29 protein-coding genes and 1 riboswitch are annotated in these 26,988 nt (G+C 46.9%); of the genes, 2 read left to right on the forward strand and 27 right to left on the reverse strand.

Annotated elements, in window-relative coordinates:
* Positions 1-65: 65 nt before the first annotated feature.
* From ytfJ to MHI12_RS19380, 15 genes are all read right to left on the reverse strand, one after another.
* A complete protein-coding gene (gene ytfJ, locus MHI12_RS19310; protein ID WP_036607830.1) occupies positions 66-548 on the reverse strand; it encodes a GerW family sporulation protein in 483 nt (160 codons plus the stop codon).
* 147 nt (positions 549-695) lie between these two features.
* Positions 696-1,427: a DUF2953 domain-containing protein gene (locus MHI12_RS19315; protein ID WP_405170067.1), complete on the reverse strand. Its 732-nt coding sequence runs from the start codon at positions 1,425-1,427 to the stop codon at positions 696-698.
* A 189-nt stretch (positions 1,428-1,616) separates the two neighbouring features.
* Positions 1,617-2,273, reverse strand: a complete 657-nt coding sequence (gene scpB, locus MHI12_RS19320) for an SMC-Scp complex subunit ScpB (protein WP_405170068.1) — start codon at positions 2,271-2,273, stop codon at positions 1,617-1,619.
* A complete protein-coding gene (locus tag MHI12_RS19325) occupies positions 2,242-3,042 on the reverse strand; it encodes a ScpA family protein (protein ID WP_076328266.1) in 801 nt (266 codons plus the stop codon). Before MHI12_RS19325 ends, scpB begins: the two co-directional genes overlap by 32 nt.
* A gap of 104 nt (positions 3,043-3,146) precedes the next feature.
* Positions 3,147-3,614, reverse strand: coding sequence for a 6,7-dimethyl-8-ribityllumazine synthase (ribE, locus tag MHI12_RS19330; protein WP_017687651.1), 468 nt, complete (start codon positions 3,612-3,614; stop codon positions 3,147-3,149).
* Between the two features lie 101 nt (positions 3,615-3,715).
* Positions 3,716-4,948 (reverse strand): bifunctional 3,4-dihydroxy-2-butanone-4-phosphate synthase/GTP cyclohydrolase II, encoded by a 1,233-nt coding sequence (locus MHI12_RS19335; protein ID WP_076318983.1) that lies wholly within the window; start codon positions 4,946-4,948, stop codon positions 3,716-3,718.
* Positions 4,949-4,980: 32 nt separating this feature from the next.
* Positions 4,981-5,649, reverse strand: a complete 669-nt coding sequence (ribE, locus tag MHI12_RS19340; RefSeq protein WP_036607839.1) for a riboflavin synthase — start codon at positions 5,647-5,649, stop codon at positions 4,981-4,983.
* A 61-nt stretch (positions 5,650-5,710) separates the two neighbouring features.
* Positions 5,711-6,814, reverse strand: a complete 1,104-nt coding sequence (gene ribD / locus MHI12_RS19345) for a bifunctional diaminohydroxyphosphoribosylaminopyrimidine deaminase/5-amino-6-(5-phosphoribosylamino)uracil reductase RibD (RefSeq protein ID WP_405170069.1) — start codon at positions 6,812-6,814, stop codon at positions 5,711-5,713.
* Between the two features lie 323 nt (positions 6,815-7,137).
* A riboswitch (FMN riboswitch) is annotated at positions 7,138-7,306 on the reverse strand.
* A gap of 168 nt (positions 7,307-7,474) precedes the next feature.
* Positions 7,475-8,782, reverse strand: a complete 1,308-nt coding sequence (locus MHI12_RS19350; RefSeq protein WP_405173025.1) for a hypothetical protein — start codon at positions 8,780-8,782, stop codon at positions 7,475-7,477.
* 111 nt (positions 8,783-8,893) lie between these two features.
* A complete protein-coding gene (locus tag MHI12_RS19355; RefSeq protein ID WP_017687646.1) occupies positions 8,894-9,325 on the reverse strand; it encodes a peptidylprolyl isomerase in 432 nt (143 codons plus the stop codon).
* Between the two features lie 209 nt (positions 9,326-9,534).
* A complete protein-coding gene (gene lysA / locus MHI12_RS19360) occupies positions 9,535-10,866 on the reverse strand; it encodes a diaminopimelate decarboxylase (RefSeq protein WP_405170070.1) in 1,332 nt (443 codons plus the stop codon).
* Between the two features lie 104 nt (positions 10,867-10,970).
* Positions 10,971-12,638: a spore germination protein gene (locus MHI12_RS19365; RefSeq protein ID WP_405170071.1), complete on the reverse strand. Its 1,668-nt coding sequence runs from the start codon at positions 12,636-12,638 to the stop codon at positions 10,971-10,973.
* A 24-nt stretch (positions 12,639-12,662) separates the two neighbouring features.
* Complete coding sequence (locus MHI12_RS19370; protein WP_026080996.1) at positions 12,663-13,091, reverse strand: stage V sporulation protein AB; 429 nt, start codon at positions 13,089-13,091, stop codon at positions 12,663-12,665.
* Positions 13,072-13,728: a stage V sporulation protein AA gene (locus tag MHI12_RS19375; RefSeq protein WP_339297325.1), complete on the reverse strand. Its 657-nt coding sequence runs from the start codon at positions 13,726-13,728 to the stop codon at positions 13,072-13,074. Before MHI12_RS19375 ends, MHI12_RS19370 begins: the two co-directional genes overlap by 20 nt.
* Positions 13,729-14,438: 710 nt before the next feature.
* Positions 14,439-15,347, reverse strand: a complete 909-nt coding sequence (locus MHI12_RS19380; protein WP_405170072.1) for a helix-turn-helix domain-containing protein — start codon at positions 15,345-15,347, stop codon at positions 14,439-14,441.
* 108 nt (positions 15,348-15,455) lie between these two features.
* On the opposite strand from MHI12_RS19380, the gene MHI12_RS19385 reads away from it, so the two are divergent.
* Positions 15,456-16,385 (forward strand): DMT family transporter, encoded by a 930-nt coding sequence (locus tag MHI12_RS19385; protein ID WP_405170073.1) that lies wholly within the window; start codon positions 15,456-15,458, stop codon positions 16,383-16,385.
* A gap of 87 nt (positions 16,386-16,472) precedes the next feature.
* Here MHI12_RS19385 and sigF read toward each other — a convergent pair whose 3' ends face one another.
* The 11 genes from sigF to MHI12_RS19440 all read right to left on the reverse strand — a co-directional run bounded on the left by sigF (position 16,473) and on the right by MHI12_RS19440 (position 25,119).
* Positions 16,473-17,228, reverse strand: a complete 756-nt coding sequence (gene sigF, locus MHI12_RS19390; RefSeq protein WP_405170074.1) for an RNA polymerase sporulation sigma factor SigF — start codon at positions 17,226-17,228, stop codon at positions 16,473-16,475.
* Between the two features lie 14 nt (positions 17,229-17,242).
* Positions 17,243-17,698: an anti-sigma F factor gene (gene spoIIAB, locus MHI12_RS19395; RefSeq protein WP_036672324.1), complete on the reverse strand. Its 456-nt coding sequence runs from the start codon at positions 17,696-17,698 to the stop codon at positions 17,243-17,245.
* Positions 17,695-18,048, reverse strand: a complete 354-nt coding sequence (gene spoIIAA / locus MHI12_RS19400; RefSeq protein ID WP_017687636.1) for an anti-sigma F factor antagonist — start codon at positions 18,046-18,048, stop codon at positions 17,695-17,697. Before spoIIAA ends, spoIIAB begins: the two co-directional genes overlap by 4 nt.
* Positions 18,049-18,192: 144 nt before the next feature.
* A complete protein-coding gene (locus MHI12_RS19405) occupies positions 18,193-19,368 on the reverse strand; it encodes a D-alanyl-D-alanine carboxypeptidase family protein (RefSeq protein WP_405170075.1) in 1,176 nt (391 codons plus the stop codon).
* A 249-nt stretch (positions 19,369-19,617) separates the two neighbouring features.
* On the reverse strand, positions 19,618-20,442 hold the full coding sequence (locus tag MHI12_RS19410) for a purine-nucleoside phosphorylase (protein ID WP_036607861.1): 825 nt from the start codon (positions 20,440-20,442) through the stop codon (positions 19,618-19,620).
* A gap of 129 nt (positions 20,443-20,571) precedes the next feature.
* Positions 20,572-21,462 (reverse strand): tyrosine recombinase, encoded by an 891-nt coding sequence (locus MHI12_RS19415; RefSeq protein ID WP_105599514.1) that lies wholly within the window; start codon positions 21,460-21,462, stop codon positions 20,572-20,574.
* Between the two features lie 75 nt (positions 21,463-21,537).
* Entirely contained in the window at positions 21,538-21,780 is a 243-nt protein-coding gene (locus MHI12_RS19420) for a DUF4227 family protein (protein WP_017687632.1), read from the reverse strand.
* 157 nt (positions 21,781-21,937) lie between these two features.
* A complete protein-coding gene (locus MHI12_RS19425) occupies positions 21,938-22,405 on the reverse strand; it encodes a Fur family transcriptional regulator (protein WP_036607866.1) in 468 nt (155 codons plus the stop codon).
* Positions 22,406-22,512: 107 nt separating this feature from the next.
* Positions 22,513-23,142 carry a stage II sporulation protein M gene (gene spoIIM, locus MHI12_RS19430; RefSeq protein WP_017687629.1) on the reverse strand — a complete coding sequence of 210 codons (630 nt, stop codon included), beginning with the start codon at positions 23,140-23,142 and terminating at the stop codon, positions 22,513-22,515.
* 160 nt (positions 23,143-23,302) lie between these two features.
* Positions 23,303-24,523, reverse strand: coding sequence for an endonuclease Q family protein (locus tag MHI12_RS19435; RefSeq protein ID WP_405170076.1), 1,221 nt, complete (start codon positions 24,521-24,523; stop codon positions 23,303-23,305).
* 2 nt (positions 24,524-24,525) lie between these two features.
* Complete coding sequence (locus MHI12_RS19440; protein WP_405170077.1) at positions 24,526-25,119, reverse strand: NUDIX domain-containing protein; 594 nt, start codon at positions 25,117-25,119, stop codon at positions 24,526-24,528.
* A 122-nt stretch (positions 25,120-25,241) separates the two neighbouring features.
* Here MHI12_RS19440 and MHI12_RS19445 point away from each other — a divergent pair, with 122 nt between their 5' ends.
* Complete coding sequence (locus tag MHI12_RS19445) at positions 25,242-25,376, forward strand: Z-ring formation inhibitor MciZ (protein ID WP_017687626.1); 135 nt, start codon at positions 25,242-25,244, stop codon at positions 25,374-25,376.
* 319 nt (positions 25,377-25,695) lie between these two features.
* Here the strand turns inward: MHI12_RS19445 and MHI12_RS19450 are convergent, their stop codons facing one another.
* On the reverse strand, positions 25,696-26,829 hold the full coding sequence (locus MHI12_RS19450) for a M20/M25/M40 family metallo-hydrolase (protein WP_405170078.1): 1,134 nt from the start codon (positions 26,827-26,829) through the stop codon (positions 25,696-25,698).
* Between the last annotated feature and the right edge of the window lie 159 nt (positions 26,830-26,988).

Consider the following 26,988-nt stretch of genomic DNA (forward strand, 5'->3'; position numbering starts at 1 on the left):
CCCATAGAGCAAAAACAGCAAAAATCCCTCACGCTGGGATGCGGGAGGGATCATGACGAAATGATTCAGCTATAGGTTGATGGATCTGGTGTAACGGGTACACCTGTTGTATTCGTTGGTGTTGTATTCCGTTGGAACATGCCTTGAATTCGGTCCAAAACATAAGGGGTGGAGTCAATAAGTTTCTCAAACAGATGTGTGGAGTTATCGAGTGGTACAATGTGTACCCCCTGTTTACCTACCACCAGGAACGCAATAGGACGTATGGATACACCGCCACCACTACCGCCACCAAACGGAGAAGCCACTTTAGCTGAACTCGCATGTTCAGCAGAGGTGCCCGTAGCACCACTTTTGCCACTACTTTCTCCATTAACGTGAAAATCACTACCACCGGCAGCAAATCCGAATCCAACCTTACTGATTGGCAGAATCACGGTACCATCTGGTGTTTCGACTGCATCGCCAACAATTGTATTGACATCCACCATGGCCTTGATATTTTCCATTGCGGTTTCCATTAAGCCTTGAATTGGATGATCTGACATTTAAATTCCCTCCAGTTTCAATGTAAGCTAGGTTTGATCTACCCATATCATCCCCAAACTTGAAGGGACTTATGTAATAAGCATTTTAAATACACTCACCAAATCCCAACCTTACATTCCCAAAAACAGACCGACTATGATGGGTTTTTATACTGTTGTCCCACTAAGCTTATTCTTTTGCTTCTCTTTATGCCTGCGGCGCTGTTCCTGAAGAAGTTTGAACCACATCCGCCATCCGCCTTCAACTTGAAGCACACGGGTGAGTAGTGTAACTCCAGCGATCAGAACGGCTGTAATCCGAATTTTCACTCTGAAATCAAGCTCCGTTCTAAATTCCATTTCATCGGACCATACCGGCATAACCTGAAGCACAGGTGTTTCATCAAAGCGGATCTGATAGGTGAGAAAACCAATAATAATGGACTTGATACTCCACACCCAGCCCGTCAGCACCGCTGTATATGCTGCATCACCAACGCCGATGTGGGTAGCCCAGGACAGTTGGGTCATATGTACGCGTGTAAGTGTTTGCTTCAGCCACAGCTTGAGCGCGTCCGTTGCCCTAAGCATGATTTTCACATCTTTAGTCCACTTTTTGACTTTGCGTTTGTTGACCCTCTCGCTTCCCTGGGCCTCCCCTCTCGAATGATTCATGGATTGTTCGGTCTTGACCAGAAAACCTTCCTTCATATTACGAAAAACAATACTCGGGATCTCATAGTTAATCCGCACAATTCCATAGAGAAGACGAACATTAATATTGGCGTAATCATCACTTTTATGTTTACTGAATGTAAAATGTACATGAACATTTGAGATGAGGACTGCGGCAATCAGCAATGCGAACAACAAACCGATTCCTCCAAGCCAAATCCACACAGGCCTTACCTCCAAGCCCTCAATTCTTTTCTCGTCTAGTATGGCACTTTGAATAGGAAAAAATTCACGTCTGACCTAAAAATCCCATTTCATATTTGTTTGGAAACTGTTCTATTAACCATTTATCTAAAAATAATGCACAAAAAAAACCGACCCCACTTTGGGTGTCGGTTAGTATGAGCTTGCAAATTAGAGTGAAGAGTCTGTATTATCGTCTTCGCTATCGATATGACTTAGGTCATCCGCCGGATCAACACTTTCCGGTTCCAGTTGTTGCAAATCCAGTTTGTTGAATAATAGTTGTGTCTCTTCCTCCAGGTTTTCCGAATCTTCGAACAAGCCTGGTTCGGGAAGGTCTTTAATTGAAGCCAGTCCGAAATAATCCAGGAATGACTTGGTTGTTCCGTATAGAATTGGTCGTCCGATTGCCTCGGCTCGTCCCACTTCAATAATTAGATCCTTATTCACAAGCGTATGGATGGCCCGCTCCGATTTTACACCGCGGATTTCCTCAATCTCTACCCGTGTAATGGGCTGACGATACGCCACAATGGCCAGCGTCTCCAGAGCCGCTTGGGATAAGGACGTTCGTGCGGGAGAGTATGCCAGTTTCTCGAAATATACAGCGTGGTCAGGCAAGGTGCCCAACTGAACTACACCAGCGATCTTGAGAATCTGTACACCTCGTCCCTGCTGTGAAAATTCATGAATCATCTCCTCAATCGCGTCCGTTACAAGCTCCACTCGCTGGTCGACGATCTCGGCAATTTGTTTGATACTCAGACCTTCTTCTCCGGACAAAAACAGCAGGCCTTCAATAATCGATTTCAATTTCGGAAAATCCATGATTCTTTGTTTCCCCTCTCCACTCCATAACGATATCCTCAAACATCCGTTCCTGATAACAGACAATCTGCTTCATCTTCATCAGTTCCAGCACCGCCAGAAAAGTGACAACAATCTCATGGCGATAGATATGCTCGTCCATCAACTTGGAGAATAACAGTCTGCCTCCCGGCCCCATACTTTCCAAAGCGCCGATGACATCCCGTATGCGGTCCTTAACCGAAATCTCATCCCGTTTGATTCGGGTTACAGTTGTGCGCTTCTCAGCCTTGCGTAGCGCCTTCTGAAAGGCTGCAATCAGGTCAGAGGTGTGTAAACCCTCAACCGGGTTCGATTGGGCTTCTACGGGCATATAGGGGCGCAGATCCTCGGGCTCTTTGGAAAATATAAGGCTGCGTTCCCACTCCCGTTCATGAAGGTGACGCGCAATTCCCTTGTACTTGCGATATTCTATCAGACGTGCAATCAGCTCTGCACGTGGATCATAATCTTCTTCTTCCATAAAATCATAATCCTCGAAGTCCTCAATTACCGGTGGTTTAGGCAGTAAAAGTTTGCTCTTGATCGACAGCAATGTTGCTGCCATGACCAGAAATTCACTCGTAATATCCAGTTCCAGTTCCTGCATTGAATGCAGGTACGCCATGTATTGATCGGTAATATCGCTGATGGGAATATCCTGGATATGAATTTCAGCCTTATCAATCAAATGAAGCAGCAGATCCAAAGGCCCTTCAAAAGTCTCCAGTTTGTATGTAACTACCGTCACTAGACGAATCCTCCCGCCAGAAAAATACAAAACCCTGCTAAGCCGTCCGAATCCGGTTTCCCGTGTTCGTCTGCGCAAAGCAGGGCACTACTATTAAATAAGCACTATTTTAGCTGTTTCGTCAAGTTTGCCATCTCAATTGCCGCCGTAGCTGCATCCCAACCTTTGTTACCCGCTTTGGTTCCGGCACGTTCAATCGCTTGTTCAATATTTTCTGTTGTAACCAGTCCAAAGATCGTAGGCACGCCAGTTTTCAGGTTGATTGCTGCTACCCCTTTAGCCATCTCGTTGCACACATAATCGTAATGCGTAGTGGATCCACGAATGACAGTTCCCAAGGTAATCACCGCATCATACTTGCCGCTCTCCGCCATTTTCTGCGCAATCAAAGGGATTTCGAACGCACCTGGAACCCAGGCTACATCCACTTCATCATCCTGCACGCCGTGACGTTTGAATGCATCGAGCGCTGCGCTAAGCAATTTACTGGTAATGAATTCGTTGAAACGTCCAACGACAACTCCATATCGTGATCCTTCTGATACTAAATGTCCTTCAAAAAATTGTGGCATTCAAGTCATCTCCCTAACGGTATAATGTAATGTAAGTACCGGAACTCCTAATTAATCTCTTCCATAAATTACATGGTGAACGTTATTCATCTAAAATATATTTACTGTTCGTTTTGCTCGATATCATCAAACTTGAGCATATGCCCCAGCTTGGCTTGCTTGGTATGAAGATAAACCGTATTGTCCTCGTTCTCCTCCATCTGGATCGCGACACGCTCTACGACTTCAAGTCCATACCCTTCAAGACCTTTAATTTTACGAGGGTTGTTAGTTAGCAGTCTGATCTGACGAACCCCAAGGTCTTTCAGAATTTGAGCGCCAATTCCGTAATCACGCAAGTCGGCAGCAAAACCCAAACTCAGGTTTGCATCAACAGTATCCATACCTTCCTCTTGCAGCTTATAGGCTTTGAGCTTGTTGATCAGCCCGATACCCCGACCTTCCTGTCTCATATAGAGCAGTACGCCATTGCCTTCCTCGTGAATCTGTTTGAGTGCCGCATCAAACTGCGGACCACAGTCACAACGATGCGAATGGAATACATCACCTGTCAAACATTCAGAGTGCACACGTACAAGTACGGGTTTCGAACCATCAATTTCGCCTTTGACCAAAGCCACATGTTCCTTATTGTCCACAGCGTTTGTATAAGCCACCGCTTGAAACTCACCAAAGTCCGTCGGCATACGCACAGCCACTTCACGTTGAACCAGCTGCTCTTTTTCGTTACGGTAACGAATCATGTCCTGAATACTAATCAGCTTCAGATCATGTTTGCGGGCAATCTCCTGCAGATCCGGAAGTCTGGCCATCGTGCCATCTTCCTTAATTACTTCACAAATAACGCCGGCAGGGTAGGAACCACACATGATAGCAAGATCTACAGCCGCTTCCGTATGTCCGGCACGACGAAGTACTCCGCCGTCTTTTGCAATCAACGGGAACATGTGACCAGGCTTACGGAAGTCCCCGGCTTTCGCCTCAGGATCAATTAGACCTTTCACGGTAATAGAGCGTTCATGTGCCGAAATACCTGTTGTCGTATCTTTGTGGTCCACAGAAACGGTGAAGGCTGTTCCATGGAAATCCGTATTTTGTTGAACCATCGGTTTAAGGTTAAGTTCGTCCGCACGTTGTTGTGTAATCGGAACACAGACCAGACCTCTACCTTCAGTAATCATGAAATTAATGACTTCAGGTGTCGCCTTTTCGGCCAAAGCGATAAAATCGCCTTCATTCTCCCGATCTTCATCATCCACAACAATGACGGGTTTACCACGCATGAGATCATATATGGCTTCTTCTATTGTGTCCAGAATGGATTGTTCTGACATTGGTCCACCTCCAGTTAATTTCTGTTCTCTATTTATGCAAATCCGTGATTGGAGAGAAAATCTTCACTGATACTGCGCGGCTTGCCAGCCCCCGTCTCCCGATGCCCTCTCCCATACTGGAGCAGATGATCCACATATTTGCCCAAAATATCGCATTCGATATTAATGGTATCCCCTGTCTTTTTCACATTTAGTACAGTTTCACCAATGGTATGCGGGATAATGGAAACCGTGAATGCGGTATCCGATGTATGGACAACGGTCAAACTAATGCCATCCAGTGTAACCGATCCTTTGGGGATCAGATATTTGAACAACTGGTGATCATCAGGCTTGATCTCAAACACAATCGCATTCTGATCACGTGTTATACTGCCAATCACTCCAGTACCATCAACATGGCCCTGAACGATATGTCCCCCAAAACGACCGCCTGATTGCATGGCCCGCTCCAGATTAACTTTACTGCCAGATTGCAGCTGACTGAGATTGGTATGGCGATAGGTTTCAGGCATTACATCGGCGGTAAAACCTCCACCTTCGAGCGTTGTCGCAGTTAAGCACACGCCGTTCACTGCTACACTATCACCAATCTTCAGATCGTCCATGATGGCGGAAGCTCCGATATTCAGGACCATCGCTTCGCCTTTCCGACCAATACGCCGGATCTGACCGACTTCTTCCACCAAACCGGTAAACATGCTGCCGCCTCCCTTCTTTAATTTATAAAGAGTCTAACTTGTTTCTTTAAAATTCATTTATTTATTCAGGCCACACCGGAATACCGCCAATGCTGATATTATCTCCAACTTTTTCGATCTCCAACTGATTCAATTGAATCGCCTGATTCATACGTTCCACACCTTCGAAGCGGAAGCTTCCAGGTGTATCATAACCGCCTACAATCTTCGGTGCGATAAACATGAGCAGTCGATCAACCAACCGTGCCTCCAGCATGGCTCCATTCAAGGTGCCTCCACCTTCAAGCAAAATTGAACCAATCTCACGCTCACCCAACTTGCTAAGTCCGTTTAACAGATCCACACGTGGTCCAGGACCACAGCGTATAATTTCGACGCCGTAGGCTTCCAAACGTTCAGCAGCTTCAGGACTGGCTTCGTCTGTTGTCAGCACCCATGTTGGAGCAAGACCATCCTTAACCATTTTGGCACCTACGGGAAGACGTAACTTGGAATCCACTACAATGCGCACTGGACTAATGCCTTCGACTTGCAAACGGGTTGTAAGTTCCGGATTATCGGCAATCACTGTGTCGACCCCAACCATAATTCCCTGGTGACGATGACGAAGGGCATGCACAATCTCACGAGCGGGCTCGTTAGAGATCCACTTGCTGTCTCCGCTGCGAGTAGCAATTTTGCCATCCAAAGTAGTAGCCGTTTTCAGTGTCACAAAAGGTAGACCCGTTGTAATAAACTTAATGAATTTTTCATTCATGCGTCTTCCACGCTCACGCAGTACGCCAACTTCAACTTCAATGCCTTGTTGACGAAGCATGCTGATGCCCCTGCCGGATACTTGCGGATTTGGATCTTCACAACATACCACAACACGTTTCACCTTTTCATGAATCAGGCGTTCACTACAAGGTGGCGTCTTGCCATAATGACTACAAGGCTCAAGTGTAACGTATACCGTACTTCCTTCTGCATCACTGCCTGCCATGTTAAGTGCATGCACCTCTGCATGACCGGTTCCACGTTTCAGATGGCTTCCCAGGCCTACAATACGACCCTCTTTCACAACTACACATCCAACGACCGGATTAATCCCCGTCTGTCCCTGTGCTCGTTCCGCCATATCCAATGCCAGTGCCATATAAAATTCATCATTGATCATTTCCAAATCCGTTCACCCCGCGGTTTAAAGTCTTGTTTATTAAAAAATCCCCGTCGAACAATCAGTTCGATGGGGATGATGAGAGACAAATGTCACCAGCAGGAGTGAAATGGATACAGCACGCCAACACTTTGCCCAAAACTTCATTTCGGGCAAGTGAAAATAGACACATACCTTAATGAACATCAATTAAAGGTAAAGAGCTTTTATAGTGCGGCATATGTATGGAACTGTCCGGCGTAACCGGATCTTCCCTGCACAGTGCAAGACATTACCAATTGTGACTGTGCAGCAATACTCCTGCTGAATGCAAACCTGTTAGGTCTGCACCTCTCCTTCTCCCATCCAGACTATACTGTCGGTTCTGGAATTACACCAGATCAGCCATCTGCCAATGGCAGACAGGTCACGGACTTTGCATCAAGTGCTGGACATATAGGTCCTTACACTTCCTGCATCACCGCCGGTAGGGAATTGCACCCTGCCCTGAAGGATTGCTTTCGTTATTACTTGGATGTTAGCACTTTAACGCCAAAAAATCAATTGTTTTTTGTTCCTTTTTGTCACATACTAACTTTTAATAAGCTAAGAAACAACAAAAAACCGCTTCCTCTCAAGGAGGCACGGTTTTTGCTTGGAGGCACATTTCACATCCATCACAACATTCTACATATCAGGAAAACACCAGCTCGCCATATGCTTTAATTCTTTGGCATTATGGAATGGAGTGCGATCAGGTTCTTGCAGGGGCGAAGTCGGAAGCGGGAACTCTCTTGCCACCCTTCTGACCCAACTTGTGGAGTCGATCGCAATAGCCGAGCATTTCCAGCGTCCATTCGCTCTCGGTCGAAACGTCCCATGCAATTCTGCTTTTCCGGGCATCTCTGGAAAGACACCATCCAGATATTCGACGATGACACGCTTGTCTCTGACTTCATGACAGTATACCGTCACCCATACACCTTCCCGGACCCGAACAGCATACACATCTCTAGACTGTACCTCCCCGGTACCTGCATCAGGAGATGCCTTTGGTACTTTTCCGCGAACACTTCTCTTCTTCTCCAATGCCCCTAAGATCGTGTCCTTTAAAGCTGGACTCTCATCAGGCTTATCCGCAAGTGATATATTATTCAGATCAAAATCATGAAATATCTTGTTCAGGTTGTTCTCATTAATTCCGACAGATGAGTCCCACCACGCCAGAGGGGCCTGCACTTCAACCCGCACATTGGGGCGTGCGTCACGCTGCATGTAAGAGGTGAATTCCGTGATCATTCCAGGATGTTCCGGCGTATCCAATATGCCAATCAGAGCTAACGTCTCAAGCAAATCACGGTAGGCATATTCCTTCTGTGTAGGCAAAAGACGTTCCTTCTTGAGCGCTACTGCTGCCTTGCTGTAACGTGTATTGAGAGGTAATTCGCGCAGCACTGTTAACACCGCACGGAATGTCCAGCGGTCGTACTCATTGGGTATTGGAAGCTCCTGCGCGGCAGCCAGCTCTCGAAGTGCCAACACATATCCAAAAGGATCTCCGTCCAACGGGGTTCCATTGGTCATCCGCCAATACCATTGCAGCGTTGTGTCGGTTGCTTGATCTACACTTAATCCGCAGATCTTACAAGTGTTCGAAGATGGATATGGTGTATGTTCATGACTTGGCATACTGCTCGCAATAAGCTTGCCCGTAAGCAACGAGCGCCAGATCATGGGTGCTGACCACAAAGAGGATACAAAGGCCTGCGCTGCATCATTGATCGTCCATTGATTCGTAACTTTTTTCAGCTCAGTAATCGTTTCATCATGTTGCGGACGTACAAATCGATTCGGTTCATGCCCGGCTGCCTCAAGCGCTTCTCGATCCTTTACCGATAGACTATCCGGAACAACATGGCGCGATGCCTGCAATTCTTCATCCCACAACGTGCGCTCACTATAAATTTGTTTCAACAAGCTTAGCTGAGTAACCATATCCAAGGTTTTATTCATCCTTTCTAATTATCGATTTCAAGTATGTAAAAATAAAAAAAGTGCTTCTATAAAAGAAGCACTTCATGTTTGGATCCAGTTAAGGTGAAGGTATTAAGCTTCTACAACTTCAACAGTTTCCATTTTGTCTTTACCTTCTAAAGCGTCCACGAACTCCATACCTTTAGTTACTTTACCAAATACAGTATGTTGTCCATCCAAATGTGGTTGCGGTTGGTAGCAGATGTAGAACTGGCTTCCACCTGTGTTACGGCCAGCATGTGCCATAGCAAGTGTTCCGCGCTCATGTTTGTTCGGGTTAATTTCACAGTTGATTGTGTAACCTGGGCCACCTGCACCGGAACCGTTAGGGCATCCGCCTTGAGCTACAAAGCCCGGGATAACGCGGTGGAATGTAAGACCATTGTAGAAACCGGAGTTAGCCAGTTTCTCAAAGTTTGCTACTGTGTTTGGAGCTTCTTGATCGAACAGATCGATCAGAACTTCTCCGCCGTTTGCCAATTTAATTTTCGCTTGTTTCGCCATATGTAAATGACTCCTTTCGTATTGACCATCGTTAATGGTGCCAGAACGCCGCATGACCCTGGGCCAAGCATTACAGCACTTTTCTTAGTGTACACCGAAAATGTCTGGATCGCAAAAAAAACGGCAACTTTTTTCATGATTTAGCTCAAATACGCAAAAAGCAGACGAAAAAGGAAGTTCCCTTTTCATCTGCTTCAACTGTAAACGAATTAGCGAGTTACTGGCTGTTTGCCAATGCGCGCTGGTACTAGGTCATTCTGGATGATATCTTGATACGTCTCACGGCGTACCACGACATCTCCCTGACCGTCTTTGACAAACACAACAGCCGGACGACGAATACGGTTGTAGTTGCTCGCCATGGAATAGTTATATGCACCTGTACAAGCTACAGCGAGCAGATCGCCACTTTCCACTTTTGGCAAGTCAAGATCCCAGATCAACATATCTCCACTCTCGCAGCATTTACCCGCAACGGATACTGTTTCCTGAGCAGCCTCATTTGCACGGTTGGCAAGCACAGCTTCGTACTTGGATTCATACAAAGCAGGACGTGGGTTATCGGTCATACCACCATCAACGGCAACGTATTTACGCACGCCTGGAATGTCTTTGCTTGTTCCAACAGTATACAGCGTTGTTCCCGCTTCACCCACGATGCTGCGGCCTGGTTCAACCCAGATCTCAGGTACGGCATAGCCGATTTGGGCAAAATGATTTTTAACGGCGTCTGTAATAGCCTTCACGTATTGTGCAACTTCAAGCGGCGTATCTCCATCGATATAACGGATTCCGAATCCACCACCAAGGTTAACCACTTTGAAAGCAACATTAAGACGCTCATATACACTTGCTGCAAATTCAGCAACACGTTGAACAGCCATCTGGAAGCCTTCAACTTCGAAGATCTGGGAACCGATGTGGGAATGCACACCGAGCAATACCAGGTTAGACTGCTTGGAAGCCAAGTCAATCGCTTCAAATGCTGTACCATTACCGATATCGAATCCAAATTTGGAATCCGTTTGACCAGTGGAAATATATTCATGCGTATGTGCCTCAACACCAGGCGTCACACGAAGCAAAATGTTTACTTTACGATTTTTGTCCGCTGCTACAGCCTGCAACAGATGCAATTCACTGAAGTTATCAACAACAAAGCATCCAATTTCCGCATCAAGAGCCATTTCGATCTCTTCCAGCGTTTTGTTGTTACCGTGGAAGTGAATGCGCTCAGCCGGGAAGCCTGCTTGCAGTGCAGTAAACAGTTCACCATCAGATACGACATCCAGGGAAAGTCCTTCTTCTGCTGCAAGGGCACACATCGCCATTACACAGAATGCTTTACTTGCGTAAGCAACCTGGAAGCCCAGTCCGGAAGCACGGAATGCTTCCATGTACTCTCTGCAACGCTCGCGAACCAATTGCTCGTCCACAACGTACAGGGGAGTTCCAAATTGTTCTTTCAGATCTGTTGCATCAACTCCGCCAATCTCCAGATGCCCTTGCGCATTTATTTTACTTGTACCATGTAAATACATAATCTGCATTCCTCACTTTTTTGTATACTGGAACAGTTGCTATTCCAATGATTTTACACCAGTATATCAAATTAGGCAGCGAGATGAATGGATTTTTCGGAAGATCATTTGTGTTTTTTACTTTTTCGCAGTTCTCCGTCCGGATCATCGGACATTTTGGTGTTGTCACGGGTCTTGTTAAATGATGGACGTTTTTTATTTTCCAGCAGCGGAAGCCGGAATAAAAAGTTGCCCAAGGCCTTTGCATTAAACGGTATAAAAGGCCAGAGATACGAAGAATTGTACGACCGGTGAACGGTGAGTGCTAATATGAGCAATGTACAACCTACTACCAATCCCGGAACCTTGAATATCGCAACAGCGATTAACAGAACTAACCTGACCAACCTGTTGGCGAGACCCAGCTCGTAACTTGGCGTGGCAAACATGCCGATGGCTGCGATCGCCATATAGAGTACAACCTCATTGACAAAATATCCTGTTTTTACGGCGATGTCCCCAACTAGAATGGCCGCGATTAAGCCCATAGCCGATGCCAGAGGTGTAGGCGTATGAACCGCTGCCATCCGTAATAAATCGACGCCCAGTTCGATCAGTAGAAACTGTAGAATCAGCGGTAGCTTTACATTTTCCTGCGGACCAATGAAGTCGAGTCCCATCGGTTTAATCGAAGGGTCAATAACCATCAGAAGCCATAGTGGTAACAAAAACAACGATATGAGAATCCCTGCAAAACGCACCCATCGTAAATACGTTCCCATCAAGGCCGTCTGTCTGTTCTCTTCCGCATGCTCACACAGGTCAAAGAAGGTCGTAGGCAGAATCATCACACTCGGGGAAGTGTCCACGAAAATAACAACTCGTCCTTCCAGCAAATGGGAAGCTGTAACATCCGGTCGTTCCGAGTAACGAACGAGTGGAAACGGATTCCAACCCTTGTTGATAATCGCTTCCTCCAACTGTTTATCAGCGGATGGAATACCATCAATATCCACCCGCTGAATTTTTTCACGGACCGAATCCACCTGCACTTTATCCACAATATCGTCAATGTACACCACGCAGACATCGGTTTGTGTTCTCCGCCCCACCTGCATAATCTCAAATTTCAGTCCAGGGTCGCGTATTCTGCGACGCACTAATGTTACGTTGGTCAGGAGTGTTTCGGTAAAACCGTCTCTCGAGCCCCGGACTACCCTTTCCAATGAAGGTTCTTCAGGTGAACGTACCGGATAACTCCGGGTATCCATAATTAAGACCGATCGGTCTCCTTCAACGAACATTGCACTCATACCGGTAAGAACCTTGTTGATGACCGCACTCATCTTCTCGACTTTCTCCACCTGAATATGAGGAATGTAACATTCGAAATAGGATTTGAGAGCATGTCCCGACACGTCATCCGGCGTGAGATAGGTCAGTCTTTTCAACACTTCAAGCAAAATCTCATCCTTGGCGAAGCCAGTGATCATCAGCAATCCAACGTGCTTGCCACCCAGGACCATTTCCCTCATATTTACGTCGAACGATTCTCCGAGCCCCAGTACCTGTTGTAATGTATATCTATTTTCACTCATCCGAGGGGAGATGTCATCGTTTTCCTGCCAATATTGTACGGATTCCTCAACGCTGTCGGACATCTCATTTTGTTTTTTCTTGTTGTACGCTTTCTCCTCTTCTTCCTTCTGAATCTCATAAGCAGACTTGTGTAACATCTCTTCCGTTATACCTTCACTATTTTCCTGGCCTGTGTGCTCCGTTCGTTCATCCATCTTCCATCCTCCTATGGCCACGAGTTACCGCTGATATATGAAAAAATCAAACAGGGAACCTGTCATTTTGCCCAAAATCATGGCGAGCAGTAATCCAAACAAATAAGGTTTCATGCCCAAACGTTTGGCTAGCACGGGCAGTACATTAAGCACCTCGGTGAGCGCCGCAGCCAGCAGACCGATGAACACGCCACAGAACAAACCAACGATCGGGCTGAGCAGCAGCACCCCATGCATTTTCCAGTGCCAGAAATCCGCCACCGTCCCGAGCAGTGAACCACCAATTAGCGCCCCTTCGTACCAGTGAGTCTTGTCATACGATTGCGTAAGTTGAGCCAACCTGGGAATCATATCGAGCACCAGAATGAGCGCAATTACGCCGCTCCCTACGGCAATTCCCCCTGCAATACCCAATACAATGCTGATTGCTCCATTAAGAACGCTCATCCGCATTCATCTCCCTGCGTTCCTGCTCGTGCATCCGTTCGCTTTCTTCAATCACTACATATTTATCTACATTTTGCTGGTATAGGAACATCTCCACTTCTAGTGGGGTAGGTTCCTCATTCCATTTTTTCTTGAACAAATGATTAAAAAATACTGCCATTCCGAATCCAATGCCAATGGAATACGCCACTTGGAACAAATAGGGATGTTCGTCCCGATGCCCAGTGAGCATCTCCACAATACGAATCTGTACTTCCTGCATGTTCACATCGGCATGAAAATTCATAATGGTTAAGGCTGATCCAAAAAACAGCAGCAGCCAAACCAGAATGAACAGGGACTTGGAAGGTTGACCATTTCCCGCGATGACTTCAACCAACGTATGACCTGATCCCATCAGTTCCACACTTACCTCCGGCAAGATGTGCCGAATTCGGGGAATAATCTGTAATATATCAATGAGGATCAGATTGCCATCCTCCGGTCCAGGGCGCAGCAGTTCAAGCTCCAGTAGCCTGCCCTCCTGGTCTTCAGAAGAGGTCAGTACATGTGCAATATCTCCAAGCTTGACTGCTCTGCCCCTCTGGATGCGAATACGGCTGCGCAGACGAATATAGACCATTGGAGTGGGTGTCTGGGACATCCATAGCACTCCTTTACTGCGTAATTTAGGTTAGTATTTGAAGAATGTGCAAATTTATTACAAACGGGTTGGAAAAAGATCGGGAGGTTGTGCTAGTGCTGCGGGATGGATCGGTCATTGGTCGCTGTTGCTCGGGGGAGGATACACGCAGACACTCCGACGGCAGACCAACCTTCTGATCGCTGTTGTCTCCAAATTCTTTTGATTGATTTCTAAGTGTTAGAAATTTGGAGACAAAGGCGAACGCTTCGCTTCTTCAGGTCTAATCTGCCGCCTGCGTTGCTTATGTATCCTTAGATGAGTCCTCACGCTTCGCTCCTTTTGACCGATTCCATCCCTCCGCTACCCATCGTCCTCCCGTTTCCAAACGTTTGAAATAAATATGCTGGGGAGTAGGCAGGAAGGGAATTAAAAGATGAGATTTTTGGGGTTATTTTGCTCAAAATTCTATGATGTTGGAGTTGTCTTCTGCATGCGTCTTAGAATACAACTGTGTAGAAATTTGGAGACAAAGGCGAACGCTTCGCTTCCTCAGATCTCATCTGCCGCCTGCGTTACTTATGTATCCTTAGGTGAGCCCTCACGCTTCGCTCCTTGTGACCGATTTGAGGCGCAACTGAGTGTGATGCATTATTTTACATATCAAAAAAGTCGCCGTATGAGCGACTCTTCGGTATTGGTAGCTAGGCTCACGGATCATGAACAAGAACTCAACAATTATGTTCTTTTTCTCTTTTGTTCAATTCCCTTCTGAATCGTAAAGGGGTTGAATTCATTGTTTTGCGGAATTGGTTAATGTAATAACTCGTGCTGTTAAAACCAACCTCATAGGCAATTTCGGTGATGCTACGCTTGGAGGATTGCAATAGTTCAATGCTTCTTTGGATGCGGTACTCGATCACATATTGCATGGGTGTGGTTTTCAGGATTTGCTTGAAATAACGGCACGTCTCCGATCGACTTAACTGTCCGGCCTTTGCAATATCTTCAAGCTTAATTGGATCGGCATAATTGAGATTAATCCATTGCAACATTTCTTTCATTCGATTGTTTCTGCTCATCTCTGATGGATCATGTTCAAGAGAATACCCGTTCATAATCAGCAGTTTCCACATATTAAGCACCGCCGAAGCAATATTCACTTCGTAAAAAGGAACTTGGTGCACCAGCTCCTTTCTAATCCGTGCAATAGCATCCAAGATCTGTTCTCCCCAAGCGTTAGCTCTTTCGATATACAGAAAAGGCAAATTAGTTGCTGTTACATATGGATGTACGTACTTTATATACAAATCCGAAGGCATGATAACATGTGGGGACAAATTCAGACATAAATAAATGCAGTTCTCGCTCACACCGTGATCTTCGGCCATATGCATTATTCCACTGTTAATAAAAATCCCGTCACCTTTGGACAACATCATCTTTTGATCGTTGATATGGAACAACGCCGTACCCTGAAGAACAGCAACAAACTGCAATTCATCATGCCAGTGGAGAGGAATATGACCGTGAACATTTTGAACAATGGTTGTCTCATAACAGGCTACGGATAATGTATCGGTACGGTGTTGCGTCATTTCTTTCAAATGTTGATCAATGATAAATTCGATCTTTTGCATGGCCCTCATCTCAATATAATTATATTTTTAAGTGTAATATTGATATTAATGTACCGCATTTCTCCTTAATATAACACTATTCTTATATTTAAGGTGAGGCGAACAAGAATGACAACTTCTGCAAAATCCAAAATTTCAGGCATCATACTCGTTCTGACGGGAGCCATCTGCTGGGGCATTGGGGGTACGGTATCTCAAAAACTGTTTCAACTGGATGGAATTGAGGTCAATTGGTATGTCACTGTACGATTGTTGATCGCTGGGTTACTATTACTGGTTATTCAATTGTTTACAAATGGACGATTTCAAATTTTTGATGTGTGGAGAAATAAAAAAACGGCTGGACAGATGATCATTTTTGGATTGGTGGGCATGCTTGCCGTTCAGTATACGTACATGGCATCCATTAAACACGGCAATTCAGCGGTGGCTACACTCCTGCAGTACCTGTCCCCTATTATGATCATGATTTACATCGCACTCCGTAAGCAGTCTGTCCTCACACTTAATGACCTTGCATGCGCCATTCTGGCTCTCAGTGGGTGTTTTCTCCTGCTGACGAATGGCTCACTTACCCAGTTATCTGTCTCCTCGCTTGCAGTGATATGGGGGCTGTTATCTGGGGTTTCAGCTGCATTTTATACGCTGTATGCCGTGCAACTGATTAAAAAGTTCGATTCACTTGTTGTGGTCGGCTGGGCTATGATCATCGGTGGTTTGGGAATGAGTTTTATTCACCCGCCCTGGAAAATGAATTTTGCTAACATCACGCTTGAAACCTACGGTTATTTGATATTTACGATCCTTTTTGGAACCATGATTGCTTTTTGGTTTTATATTGCGAGTCTCAAAAGTCTTACACCCAAGGAAACTAGCCTGCTCGGGAGCGCAGAGCCGCTTGCTGCTGTTGGAACAACCGTCATATGGCTCCATGAACCTTTTGGCTTTTATCAATGGATTGGTATGGCATGTATTCTTGGCATGATGCTGGTCATGCAGTCCAAACGTTCGAGATCTCCCCGTATTAACAACAAATAACCTCCCTCGCCATAATGCGCGATAGAAGGTTGTTAGTTGTCGTATATTGGTGTATATGCACCAATATTGTTGTTGCAACCCACGAAATCACTGCGCGATCTGGTCGCGGATGGATTGCAGTATTTTTTTCTCCAGACGTGATACCTGCACCTGAGATATTCCCAATCTGTTGGCAACCTCGGACTGGGTTTGATCCCGGTAATACCTAAGATAAACGATTAACCGCTCCCGCTCACTGAGACCACCGATCGCTTCGTTCAGGGCCAGCTTGTCAAACCAACGTTCCTGAGACTCGTCGGCAATCTGATCCATTAACGTAATGGGATCACCGTCATTCTCGAATACCGTCTCATGGATGGAGGTCGGTGGTTTGTTCGCTTCCTGGGCAAATACGACTTCCTCGGGGGTTACCCCCAGCTCTGCGGCAACTTCCTTAATCGTTGGTAAACGATCCAGATGTTTGGACAGTTCGTCCCTTTTTTTGCGGACTTTATTCGCCATCTCTTTCAGTGAACGACTGACCTTCAGGGTACCGTCATCCCGCAAGAATCGCTGGATTTCTCCGATGATCATCGGTACCGCGTAGGTTGAGAACTTCACGTCATAACTGAGATCAAATTTGTCTACTGACTTGAGCAGACCGATACAACCAATCTGGAACAGATCTTCCGGATCATATCCCCTGTTCATAAAACGCTGTACGACGGACCAGACGAGTCTGATGTTGCAGTTCACCAGCGTATCCCGTGAGACATGGTCACCCGACTGACTGAGCGCAATCAGCCGTTTGACCTCGGCATCGTCCAAATAGGTCTGTGAAGATGGTTTCACTTCAGCATCCATAAGAACACCAACCCCTAATTATACAATGCTTTCTTGGATTCAATCCTTTTTTTCATCTTGATGGAGGTGCCTCTGCCGGGCTCACTGCTGACTTCGAATTCATCCATAAAGTTTTCCATAATGGTGAAGCCCATGCCCGACCGCTCAAGTTCGGGTTTGGACGTATATAGCGGCTGCTTGGCCAGTTCAAGATCTTCGATTCCTTCACCGCGGTCTTCCACAATGATTGTAATCATGTCTTCCCGAATCTCGGCCTGGATGGACACAACACCTTCGGAGTTGTTGTTGTATCCGTGGATGATGCTGTTGGTCACGGCTTCCGAAATGACCGTCTTCAGGTCACTGAGCTCGTCCATCGTTGGATCAAGCTGGGAGATAAACGCAGCAACGGTTACCCGTGCAAACGACTCATTCTCTGACTTGGCCGCGAATTGCAGATTCATGAAATTTGTCCCTGTTCCTTCATTCATGAGACGACCTCCAGACCTGAGAGAGCAGTTCCCTCATTTTCGTATATCGGCATAATCTTGAACAGACCCGACATTTCCAGCAAACGGTACACTGGCGAATTGACGTCACAGACCACCATCTTGCCACCTTTATTCTTAATGAGCTTGTATCTTCCCAAAATGACACCCAGACCTGAACTGTCCATAAATTGCAGATCTTTCAGGCTGAGTACGAGATGCTCGCTTTGTCTCCGCTGGATGGCTTCATCCATTTGCATCCGTACCATGTCAGCTGTATGGTGATCCAGCTCCCCGGATAATCGTACAATCAGAATCCCGCGATGGTGTTCCATTTCCACATGCAAGTTCACGTTTGCTCACTCTCCTCCCTGTCTTAGAACAAGGATTTCTACGTTTCCGAAGGCTTTTCCTGCCCCCCGACAAAACTAGAAGAAAACCCCTATTTAACTACAAAATATGTTCGAAGGATACGTGCAACTCGCAGAAATCGCCGTTTAGTCAAACAGGTTGGACGTTGTCCGCTTGAACAGCTTCCACCAGCCAGCCTTATTCACATCCTGCGGAGCCTGAATGTCGAACTCCTTAATGACGTCGTTGCCCTGGTAAACCACCAGTTTACCTATACTTTGCCCGGCTTTGATCGGAGCTTTCAATTCTTTGGCGACCAGCAATTCATGCCGGATGTCATTGGATTTGGCTCCTTTGCGCATCAGTACACTATAATTTTGCGTGGCATTTAGAGGCAATTCGGCAACTTCACCTTTTTCGATCTTCAGACTACCCAGCAGATCCCCTGCCTTGTAGAGCGCCTTCATCGTATATTGACTAAACGCATAGTCAAACATCGAAGACACTTCGCTGTTCCGTGTTTTGGTATTTGGTTCACCAAGTACCACGGAAACGACACGCAGTCCGTCCTTGGACGCTGTTGCGGACAAGCAGAATTTCGCTTCGGACGTGTAACCTGTTTTCAAACCATCTGCCCCTTGATAAAAACGAACCAGCTTGTTTGTGTTCACCAGCCAGAATGGCTTCTCCGAATCTTTGCGAAGGTAATCCTGGTATGCACCGGTGTACTTCGTAATCCCGGAATGTTTCAGCAGTTCACGGCTCATGACGGCAATGTCATGGGCTGACGAATAATGATTATCAACCGGAAGGCCGTTACAGTTGGCAAAATGAGTATCCTTCATGCCAAGCTCCTTCGCACGCTCATTCATCAGCTGTACAAAGGCTTCTTCCGAGCCAGCGATCTTCTCGGCCATAGCCACCGAGGCATCATTGCCCGAAGCCATCGCGATCCCTTTTAACATATCATCAACTGTCATTTCTTCCCCAGGCTCCAGGAAGATCTGCGAACCGCCCATGGAAGCTGCGTATTCGCTCGTTCTTACTTTGTCGGTCAGCTTCAGCTTACCCGAGTCGATCGCTTCGATCGTAAGCAGCATGGTCATAATCTTTGTAATGCTCGCCGGAGGCAGCTGATCATGACTGTTTTTCTCATAAATGACCGTCCCCGTATCTGCATCCATTAAGATCGCAGAGCGCGCCGACGGGGCCAGATCAGTTCCTCCCGCTGCCTTCGGTGTTTCTTCAGCTAATGCCGTTGATGCCAAAAGGGACAGCAGGATACAAAGGGTCATGAACGATGCCATTATTCTTTTCTTCACAAGGTTACCTCCTCAAATGACTTGCTTACTGCATGTTCCATGCATGTACTGCTAATCATTGTCGGCCCGTTTCCAGTAAATTATTCCATGTAAAGCATGATTTCCCGAACTTTTATTGAAAATGTGGTCAAAGCAAAAATAACGCACTGCACTCAACGAATGAGTAAACGTACGTTCAACACAACAAAAAAAGGTTACCCCCCGATGATTTCTCATCCAAAGAGGTAACCTTATCTACTCAAATCTTGCTTACATTTGTGGAATAACCGCCACTACCAGCGCCAGGAACGACTCACGCACACGTTCGGTCGTCTCCATAACCTCATCATGTGACAGTGGCTGGTCCAGAATTCCGGCAGCCATGTTGCTGATACAGGAAATACCGAGTACTTCCAGGCCTGCGTGGCGTGCCACGATCACTTCAGATACAGTGGACATGCCCACTGCGTCTGCGCCCAATGTACGCAGCATTCTGATCTCTGCCGGTGTCTCGTAGTTCGGACCGAGCATACCTGCGTATACCCCTTCACGTACGTTAAAACCTTGTGATGCGGCCGTATCCTTCGCCAGCGCACGCAAACGGCGGCTATATGCTTCGGACAGATCAGGGAAACGCACGCCCAGTGCAGCGTCATTTGGTCCGATCAGTGGATTTTTGCCTGTGAGGTTCAAGTGATCAGAGATCAGCATCAAGTCTCCAGCTTCATACGACGTATTCACGCCGCCCGCAGCATTGGTTACAAGCAGGCTACTTACACCCAGTTCTTTCATAACCCGTACCGGGAAAGCTGTCAATTCCGGACCATATCCTTCGTACATGTGAAAGCGGCCTTTCATCATCACGACTGGACGACCTTTAATGGTTCCGACCAATAGTTCACCTTCATGTCCTTCTACTGTGGACACCGGAAAATGTGGAATATCCTGATAAGCGATACTTACGCCATCTTCAATCAGTTCTGCCAGTACGCCAAGACCCGAACCCAAAATCAAACCGACTTCCGGCTTGATGGAGCTTTTGCTTTGAATATAAGATGCAGCTTCCGAGATCATTTGTTGGTTTAATGCTGTCATGCGATGTATGTTCCTCCTTGAGTTGAAACGATCCGTCTTATGTATAACGGCGTTTGGATGTATTCAATTTATTTTATCCTAAATCGGCCCAATGTTCCGCATTTATTTGTGAATGCCATGCGTCAAAATCTATCTTGCCCTCGGATGATGGGTTTCATAGATTTCTTTCATGGTTTTGCGACCATGATTGCCGTATTGTTGTCCAGGCTGCTCCACGTGACCCAGCATGTCTTGAACCGCACGTGTATCCGCCCCATTGGCAATCAGGTGTGCTGCAAACGAATGACGAAGGGTATGCGGCGTAATTTCTTCCGAGATTCCCGCATCCACCGCCGCTTTTTTGAGCAGCTTCCAGAAGCCCTGCCGAGTTAAACGCCTGCCAGAGACATTCACGAATAGTGCCTGCTCGTCCGAATCGGTTTTGAGCAACTTGTTGCGAAACTCCTCCACATATACACTTGCCCAATGTGCTGCTGGTGCACCAATGGGAAGGATGCGTTCCTTGCCCGCCCCACCACATCGTATAAAGCGCATGCCTGGCTGTACATCCCGAATGTCAAGGGCAATCAGTTCCGAGACCCGAATGCCTGTAGCATATAACAGTTCAAGCATCGCTCGATCTCTCACACCCTGCGGTGAACGAATATCAGGCGCTGTCAGCAGTTGTTCGATCTCCTGAATACTTAACACCTGTGGTGGCGTCTTGTCCGCCTTGGGAGCTTCCACATCAAACGTAGGGTCCTGTATAATATCACCCCGCCGCATCAAAAAATGAAAGTAGGAGCGCAGAGATACGATGCTGCGGGCAATGGTTGCATTGGCACGTCCTGCCTGTTTGAGCTGACCTGCAAACAGGACGACATGTGTGCGTCTGACCTGATCGGCTTCACGTATGCCATATTCCTTATCTGCAAATTCAATGAACTTGTCCACGTCTCGGAGATACGATTCAAGCGTGCTGCTCGACATCCCTTTATCATCTTCCAAGTATAAGGCATAGGCGTGTATCGTCTGTTTCATGTACAACGCTCCTCAACTGACAGATCTGCCGCTCTGGCAGACTGCTCCCGTATTTGCATCCCTGGCTGTTCGAAGCTACTCCCCGTACCAATAGAACAAACGGAGACGCTCTGCCATCGTAGGACGTCCTTCTCCATTACCCGGCCAATCCGTTTCCTGAAATACTTTGATTGCATTGCCAGTCGGCATCTGATACTGATCCACAGGTGAGATCCAGCCATTAAACAGATCCAGAACATGATAGAACAGATAAACTAATGCAGCAAAAAATATAATAAATCGAATAAAACGGAGCCCTCTCCGCACTGATATAATCATGGGCGCGTCCCCTCCTGATTCGAATCCGGTATTGTCCTTGAATCAGGGTATGTCCATAAACACAGGTTTATGCCATTTCGGGTAAACTCCAGATCACTCCGGTGCCAAAAAAGCTCTCCCGTCAAAACCGCCGGTGAGAGCTTGAAGATATGCTATGTTATTCTTCATCTTTGGGTTTCTGTTCATTTTTAGCTTTGCAACGATAACAAATTCCATGAAAGTCCAGTCGGTGATCTACTACCGAAAAGTTGAATTCCCGCTCCAAACGCTCTTCAAGCGGTCCAAGCCAGTCTTCACGTATTTCATCCATACTTCCGCATTGAACACAGATTAAGTGATGATGGTGATGCTTGGATGTATCTCCGCGCAGATCATAACGCGCTACACCGTCGCCGAAGTTGATTTTCTCTACAACATGCAGCTCACTCAGCAGTTCGAGGGTACGGTACACGGTTGCCAGACCGATTTCGGGAGCCTTTTCTTTAACGAGCATGAATACATCTTCTGCGCTCAGATGATCTTCTTCATTCTCAAGAAGTACTCTTAAGGTGGCTTCCCGCTGGGGCGTTAATTTATATCCTTGGGACTGTAGTTGCTGCTTAATTTTATCAATCCGTGCTTCCATTTTCTCCCTCCCCCTAGGAAATCACTGCACACTGCAACTTAACCCACTCTTTTCATTATAGGGGGAGTGCGTAATTAAAGTCAACATTTTACACTATACGGTGCACGTTAGGCCGGTAGTAGCATTGGCGTGACCCAGCGCATCATCGCAGGTGTAACCCATGTTTCAAAAGACGCCACGCCGAGCAGCAATGCAGCCATAACCAAAGTTAACACTATATATGAAGCAAAAGGCCTTTGTCGACCCGGTGTTCGCTGCATCAAAACACGATTGCGAATGATGTATAACGAGAACGTCATCGCCGCCACACTGCAGATCAGAAGGATCGGAATGACAAATAGATTATGCGGCGCCACGGACACCAGTGCAAACAGTAGCCCTTTCCAGGAATACTGCCCAACAAGGTACCCCACTGTGAATCCAATGAGCACACCTTTCAAAAAATCCAGAACCAGTATACCGGGTAGTCCAACGACGGATAAACCCAGAATAAAGATCAGACCCACCCATTTCAGATGGAGCATGGCAATGTCCCAATATGCCCCGGTCTCAGTCACTTGTGCACTGTGCTGCACGGTCATGAAGAAATTGCCGAGATAACCCTCCAGATCCTGACGTTGCTCAAGAGACAATGCATTCACCATGAGCGCGCCAAAAATGACGCCGACCAGAAACAAGACAGCCACGAATACATATAACGAAGTCTGACCTTTAAATGTAAAGTAGGAAGAGCGCATACAGGTACGAGTCCCCTTTCCGGTATCATGCTGCAAGGATTCTCAGTTACATCCTCATAGTCATTCTTATGAACCGGAATGCACCTGTATGACTTCTTGTCCAGATTGCCTCTAGTTGAAGTGGAGCTTTATCAGTTGAACCTAGGAGTATTTACACGGGTCACTCCGAAGCTTTTTCCTGAACAGCAACCTTTCCGTACGTACCGCCACCTCCGGAGGACAACTCCAGTTGTCCGTTCCGTGCAGCCACAATCAGGCCTGCCAGCACAGGTCCAACAACCGCAGCAAGCTCTTCCTCACGCGTGCGATGAAGTACGTTCATTTCCGTACCAAAATGGTCCAGTAGCTGGCGCAGTTTGGCTTTTCCAAGTCCCGGAATGAACTCCAGTGGTACCTGATAATGATACGCCGGTCTGTTTGCAGGAACATGAGGACTCTCCCGATCAGAGATTGCCAGTATGCGGTCCAACACTCCCTGAACCAGTTTCAGACTGCCACAGTGCGGACAGCGCTCTGCTGACATCGCTTGCTCATCCATAATGCTGCCACATGCTGCACAGTAGGTACGATGATATTTGCCCAGCCTTGGATTAAGTCCATAATTGGCCGCAATTTTCCTGCCGGCTTCTCCTTGGAGTGCCATACGGAACTCATCAAAAGAAGGTGCAGCCACTTGCAGTTCATTATACTCTCGTCCAATCTTACCGAGAGAGTGGGCATCCGAATTGGTCAGGAACGGAACATGATCCAATTCCCGAATATAACTGGCCATGGATGAGTCAGAGCTTAACCCCAGCTCGACCGCATCCACAAGACGGGTATCCAGTACATCGCCCATACGGGGCGCCGTACTGCCATAGATGCCTTTATGCGGTGTAAACACATGTGCAGGCACAATAAGTCCACCACGGGCCTTAATCTCCGCCTGCATCTCAAGAGCGGGCACGTAGACACGCTGAGAACTGAGGTTCACATTTTTCATATAACGTTTCATCCAGTCCGTGAAGGACTTCATCGTTTTCAGATCACGGAAGTACGCCAGCATATGGAACTCACGCATTCCAGGCTCGCGCAGCTCAATCTCTGTACCCAACAGAATGGTGGTGTCCTGGTAGGCAATACCGCCGCCCTCAATCTCGGACATGGTACCACTCTCCAGCAATTGTTCAATATCCATCTGTACAACCGGAGAATGACAATCAATAACACCAAGCAAATGAATTCCTTTGCGACCCGATGCTTCCCGGGCAATATTCTCAAATGTCAGATCACGACTGCCACTGATTTTAACAGCCTCACCGCGAGAGGTTCGTCCGATGTGGATATGCAGGTCTGTATAACAGGGCTCCCACATCGTGGACGTTTTCAGTTGGTCTTGCATGCCTAGAACCGTCCTGTCGTTCTGTAAAGGTCCCACGCGTACACGGCCATCATCGTTTTGGCATCGCTAATCCGGTTCTCGTCCATAAGTGCATAGGCTTCCTCCAGAGTTAATTCGGCAACTTCAAGGAATTCATCTTCGTCCAGCGCCATGTCCCCTGCTTCCAACTCTTCAGCGATGTAAAGATGAATGATCTCATCTGCGAACCCCGGTGACGTGTAAAACGAACGCAAATGACGCAGCGACTTGGCTACATATCCCGTCTCTTCTCGCAATTCACGTGCTGCGGCAACTTCCGGCTCTTCTCCCGGGTCCAGTTTTCCCGCAGGAATCTCCACTTCGGTGCGTCCCATTGCCTGACGATACTGATCCACAACAAGCATGCGATCCCCATTCAGAGCGAGTACAGCTACCGCTCCAGGGTGCCGGATTATCTCACGTGTAGCCGTCTGGCCATTCGGTAGTTTAACGGTATCGACTTGAAGTGAAATCACTTTGCCCTCGAAGATTGGCTTAGTGGATACGGTCACTTCATCTAGTTTTGGATTGGCAGGTTGCGCCGCGTGGATGGATTGGGCAGATTGGTTTGGTTTCATTTGTTCTTCAACTCCATATCGTAGGATTATATATTCGGTTAATGTATATATCTCTGATTTTGGGCATATGGTGAGCGTATAGAATTCTCACAGCAAATATAAACGAATCAGGGGGACTTTCAATGAATAGTTATATGACGCCTCAATCCGTACACGTGGTAGGACAAGCCCGGCAAGTACAGCTCATACTCAAACAATGGTTGCGCGAGTGGGGTCCGGATGCCAAGTTAATCGATCTGCTCGCTGGACGTAAATGAATGGGTCATCGATCCATTCATCCATTGATTCAATTTGATCCTAAATAAACGAGTCTTCTCACTTGAAATATAACATGAATTTACAAAAAGTCCGAATCCGATACTAGGGCGTGTCTCAAAACTCGCTGAAGTGCATCTTTTACCGCCTTTTCGCCCCCTGCTGCGTCACTTTCCCTTGACGTGCCCCGGCACGCCTGCGGAAAACTTCCTGGCTTGGAACGAAAATTCGGCAAAATCTGCTTCCTTCAGAGTTTTCAGACACGCCCTAACCGGGTTCGGACTTTTGTCTAACAACATGTGAGGTAACATGTGCTCTATATTATTTCTTGTCAGCTGCCGTTTCCTGAATAATAGCTACGACTACCTGGGATAACTTCACAATGTCTTCGGCACGAATACGTTCTTTAGTTGTATGAATATCCTCATATCCTACCGCCAGATTCACTGTTGGAATGTCGAATCCGTTAAAGATGTTGGCATCACTACCGCCACCGGAAGCAAACGTACTTGTCTCCAGCCCAAGACCGCGAATGGCACGCTGCGCAAGCTGTACAACTTCATGTTCATCATGGAAACCAAATGCGGGATACAGGATCTCACTTCTGAATTCAGCTGTTGCACCGTATTTACGACATGTCGTTTCCAAAGCGTCACGCATCTGTGCAACTTGCAATTCAACTTTCTCCTGCACAATACTGCGAGCTTCCGCTTCAAGCTGTACAAAGTCACATACCACGTTGAGTGCTGATCCACCTTGGAATTTACCGATGTTTGCTGTCGTCTCATCATCAATTCTGCCCAGTGTCATCGCTGCAATCGCTTTGGCTGCAACCTGAATGGCGCTGATCCCGTCTTCCGGGTTCACACCCGCATGTGCGGACTTCCCATAGATGCTCATTTGAATTTCAGCTCTCGCTGGTGCAGCAACACAGATCGTGCCTACAGCTCCATTAGAATCCAGCGCATAACCGAACTCGGCATCGATATCCTTTGGATTCATGGCACGTGCACCCACCAGTCCAGACTCTTCGCCGACCGTAATGACTAATTGAATTTTACCATGTGGAATCTTGTTTTCCTGGATCACACGAATCGCTTCGAACAATGCCGCAATCCCTGCTTTGTCATCTGCTCCCAGGATCGTTGTTCCATCACTGCGAATCCAGCCATCTTCACCCAGTTCAGGTTTGATTCCCTGTCCCGGCGTCACGGTGTCCATATGACATGTGAAAAAGATCGGTGCAACCCCTTCAGTTCCTTCGGCTTCCCAGGTAATGACGAGGTTTCCGGCGCCATGTCCGGTTTGCTCCATGGTGTCGTCCTCATAGACATGAAGACCAAGCTCTGCAAACTGTTCTTTTAACACTTTCGAGATGTTCTGTTCGTTTTTCGTTTCACTATCAATCTGCACCAGTTCCATGAACTGATCAATAACACGTTGTTGTTTAATCATAGGACTTTCCTCCCTCTCGTGGATACGGTACAATACAATTACTATGGCTTGTTTATTTTATGAGGTTGTTCAAAAAGTCTGCTTTTGATTACGAAGGATGCCTGACGCGGCATCATCAGCATCGAATATGGAATTCAGCCGAAATGTCCGTTGCTCACG

It is taken from the genome of Paenibacillus sp. FSL H8-0280 (genome assembly GCF_045040665.1).
Lineage (GTDB): Bacteria > Bacillota > Bacilli > Paenibacillales > Paenibacillaceae > Paenibacillus > Paenibacillus xylanexedens_A.

What these genes read in the sequence shown, in the direction of transcription:
- MHI12_RS19435 (WP_405170076.1), bottom strand. Translation starts at nt 24,523, where the DNA reads ATGCAAGACCAACTGAAAACGTCCACGATGTGGGAGCCCTGTTATACA.
- MHI12_RS19445 (WP_017687626.1), top strand. Translation starts at nt 25,242, where the DNA reads ATGAATAGTTATATGACGCCTCAATCCGTACACGTGGTAGGACAAGCC.
- MHI12_RS19365 (WP_405170071.1), bottom strand. Translation starts at nt 12,638, where the DNA reads ATGGATGAACGAACGGAGCACACAGGCCAGGAAAATAGTGAAGGTATA.
- MHI12_RS19335 (WP_076318983.1), bottom strand. Translation starts at nt 4,948, where the DNA reads ATGTCAGAACAATCCATTCTGGACACAATAGAAGAAGCCATATATGAT.
- MHI12_RS19350 (WP_405173025.1), bottom strand. Translation starts at nt 8,782, where the DNA reads ATGGTTACTCAGCTAAGCTTGTTGAAACAAATTTATAGTGAGCGCACG.
- spoIIAB (WP_036672324.1), bottom strand. Translation starts at nt 17,698, where the DNA reads ATGAATGAAGGAACAGGGACAAATTTCATGAATCTGCAATTCGCGGCC.
- MHI12_RS19450 (WP_405170078.1), bottom strand. Translation starts at nt 26,829, where the DNA reads ATGATTAAACAACAACGTGTTATTGATCAGTTCATGGAACTGGTGCAG.
- MHI12_RS19385 (WP_405170073.1), top strand. Translation starts at nt 15,456, where the DNA reads ATGACAACTTCTGCAAAATCCAAAATTTCAGGCATCATACTCGTTCTG.
- MHI12_RS19380 (WP_405170072.1), bottom strand. Translation starts at nt 15,347, where the DNA reads ATGCAAAAGATCGAATTTATCATTGATCAACATTTGAAAGAAATGACG.
- MHI12_RS19420 (WP_017687632.1), bottom strand. Translation starts at nt 21,780, where the DNA reads ATGATTATATCAGTGCGGAGAGGGCTCCGTTTTATTCGATTTATTATA.
- lysA (WP_405170070.1), bottom strand. Translation starts at nt 10,866, where the DNA reads ATGTATTTACATGGTACAAGTAAAATAAATGCGCAAGGGCATCTGGAG.
- spoIIM (WP_017687629.1), bottom strand. Translation starts at nt 23,142, where the DNA reads ATGCGCTCTTCCTACTTTACATTTAAAGGTCAGACTTCGTTATATGTA.
- sigF (WP_405170074.1), bottom strand. Translation starts at nt 17,228, where the DNA reads ATGGATGCTGAAGTGAAACCATCTTCACAGACCTATTTGGACGATGCC.
- ribE (WP_017687651.1), bottom strand. Translation starts at nt 3,614, where the DNA reads ATGCCACAATTTTTTGAAGGACATTTAGTATCAGAAGGATCACGATAT.
- MHI12_RS19355 (WP_017687646.1), bottom strand. Translation starts at nt 9,325, where the DNA reads ATGGCGAAACAAGCGAAAATTAAATTGGCAAACGGCGGAGAAGTTCTG.
- MHI12_RS19370 (WP_026080996.1), bottom strand. Translation starts at nt 13,091, where the DNA reads ATGCGGATGAGCGTTCTTAATGGAGCAATCAGCATTGTATTGGGTATT.
- MHI12_RS19425 (WP_036607866.1), bottom strand. Translation starts at nt 22,405, where the DNA reads ATGGAAGCACGGATTGATAAAATTAAGCAGCAACTACAGTCCCAAGGA.
- MHI12_RS19415 (WP_105599514.1), bottom strand. Translation starts at nt 21,462, where the DNA reads ATGAAACAGACGATACACGCCTATGCCTTATACTTGGAAGATGATAAA.
- scpB (WP_405170068.1), bottom strand. Translation starts at nt 2,273, where the DNA reads ATGGATTTTCCGAAATTGAAATCGATTATTGAAGGCCTGCTGTTTTTG.
- MHI12_RS19440 (WP_405170077.1), bottom strand. Translation starts at nt 25,119, where the DNA reads ATGAAACCAAACCAATCTGCCCAATCCATCCACGCGGCGCAACCTGCC.
- ytfJ (WP_036607830.1), bottom strand. Translation starts at nt 548, where the DNA reads ATGTCAGATCATCCAATTCAAGGCTTAATGGAAACCGCAATGGAAAAT.
- MHI12_RS19375 (WP_339297325.1), bottom strand. Translation starts at nt 13,728, where the DNA reads ATGTCCCAGACACCCACTCCAATGGTCTATATTCGTCTGCGCAGCCGT.
- ribE (WP_036607839.1), bottom strand. Translation starts at nt 5,649, where the DNA reads ATGTTTACCGGTTTGGTGGAAGAAGTCGGTCAGATCCGGCGTATTGGT.
- MHI12_RS19410 (WP_036607861.1), bottom strand. Translation starts at nt 20,442, where the DNA reads ATGACAGCATTAAACCAACAAATGATCTCGGAAGCTGCATCTTATATT.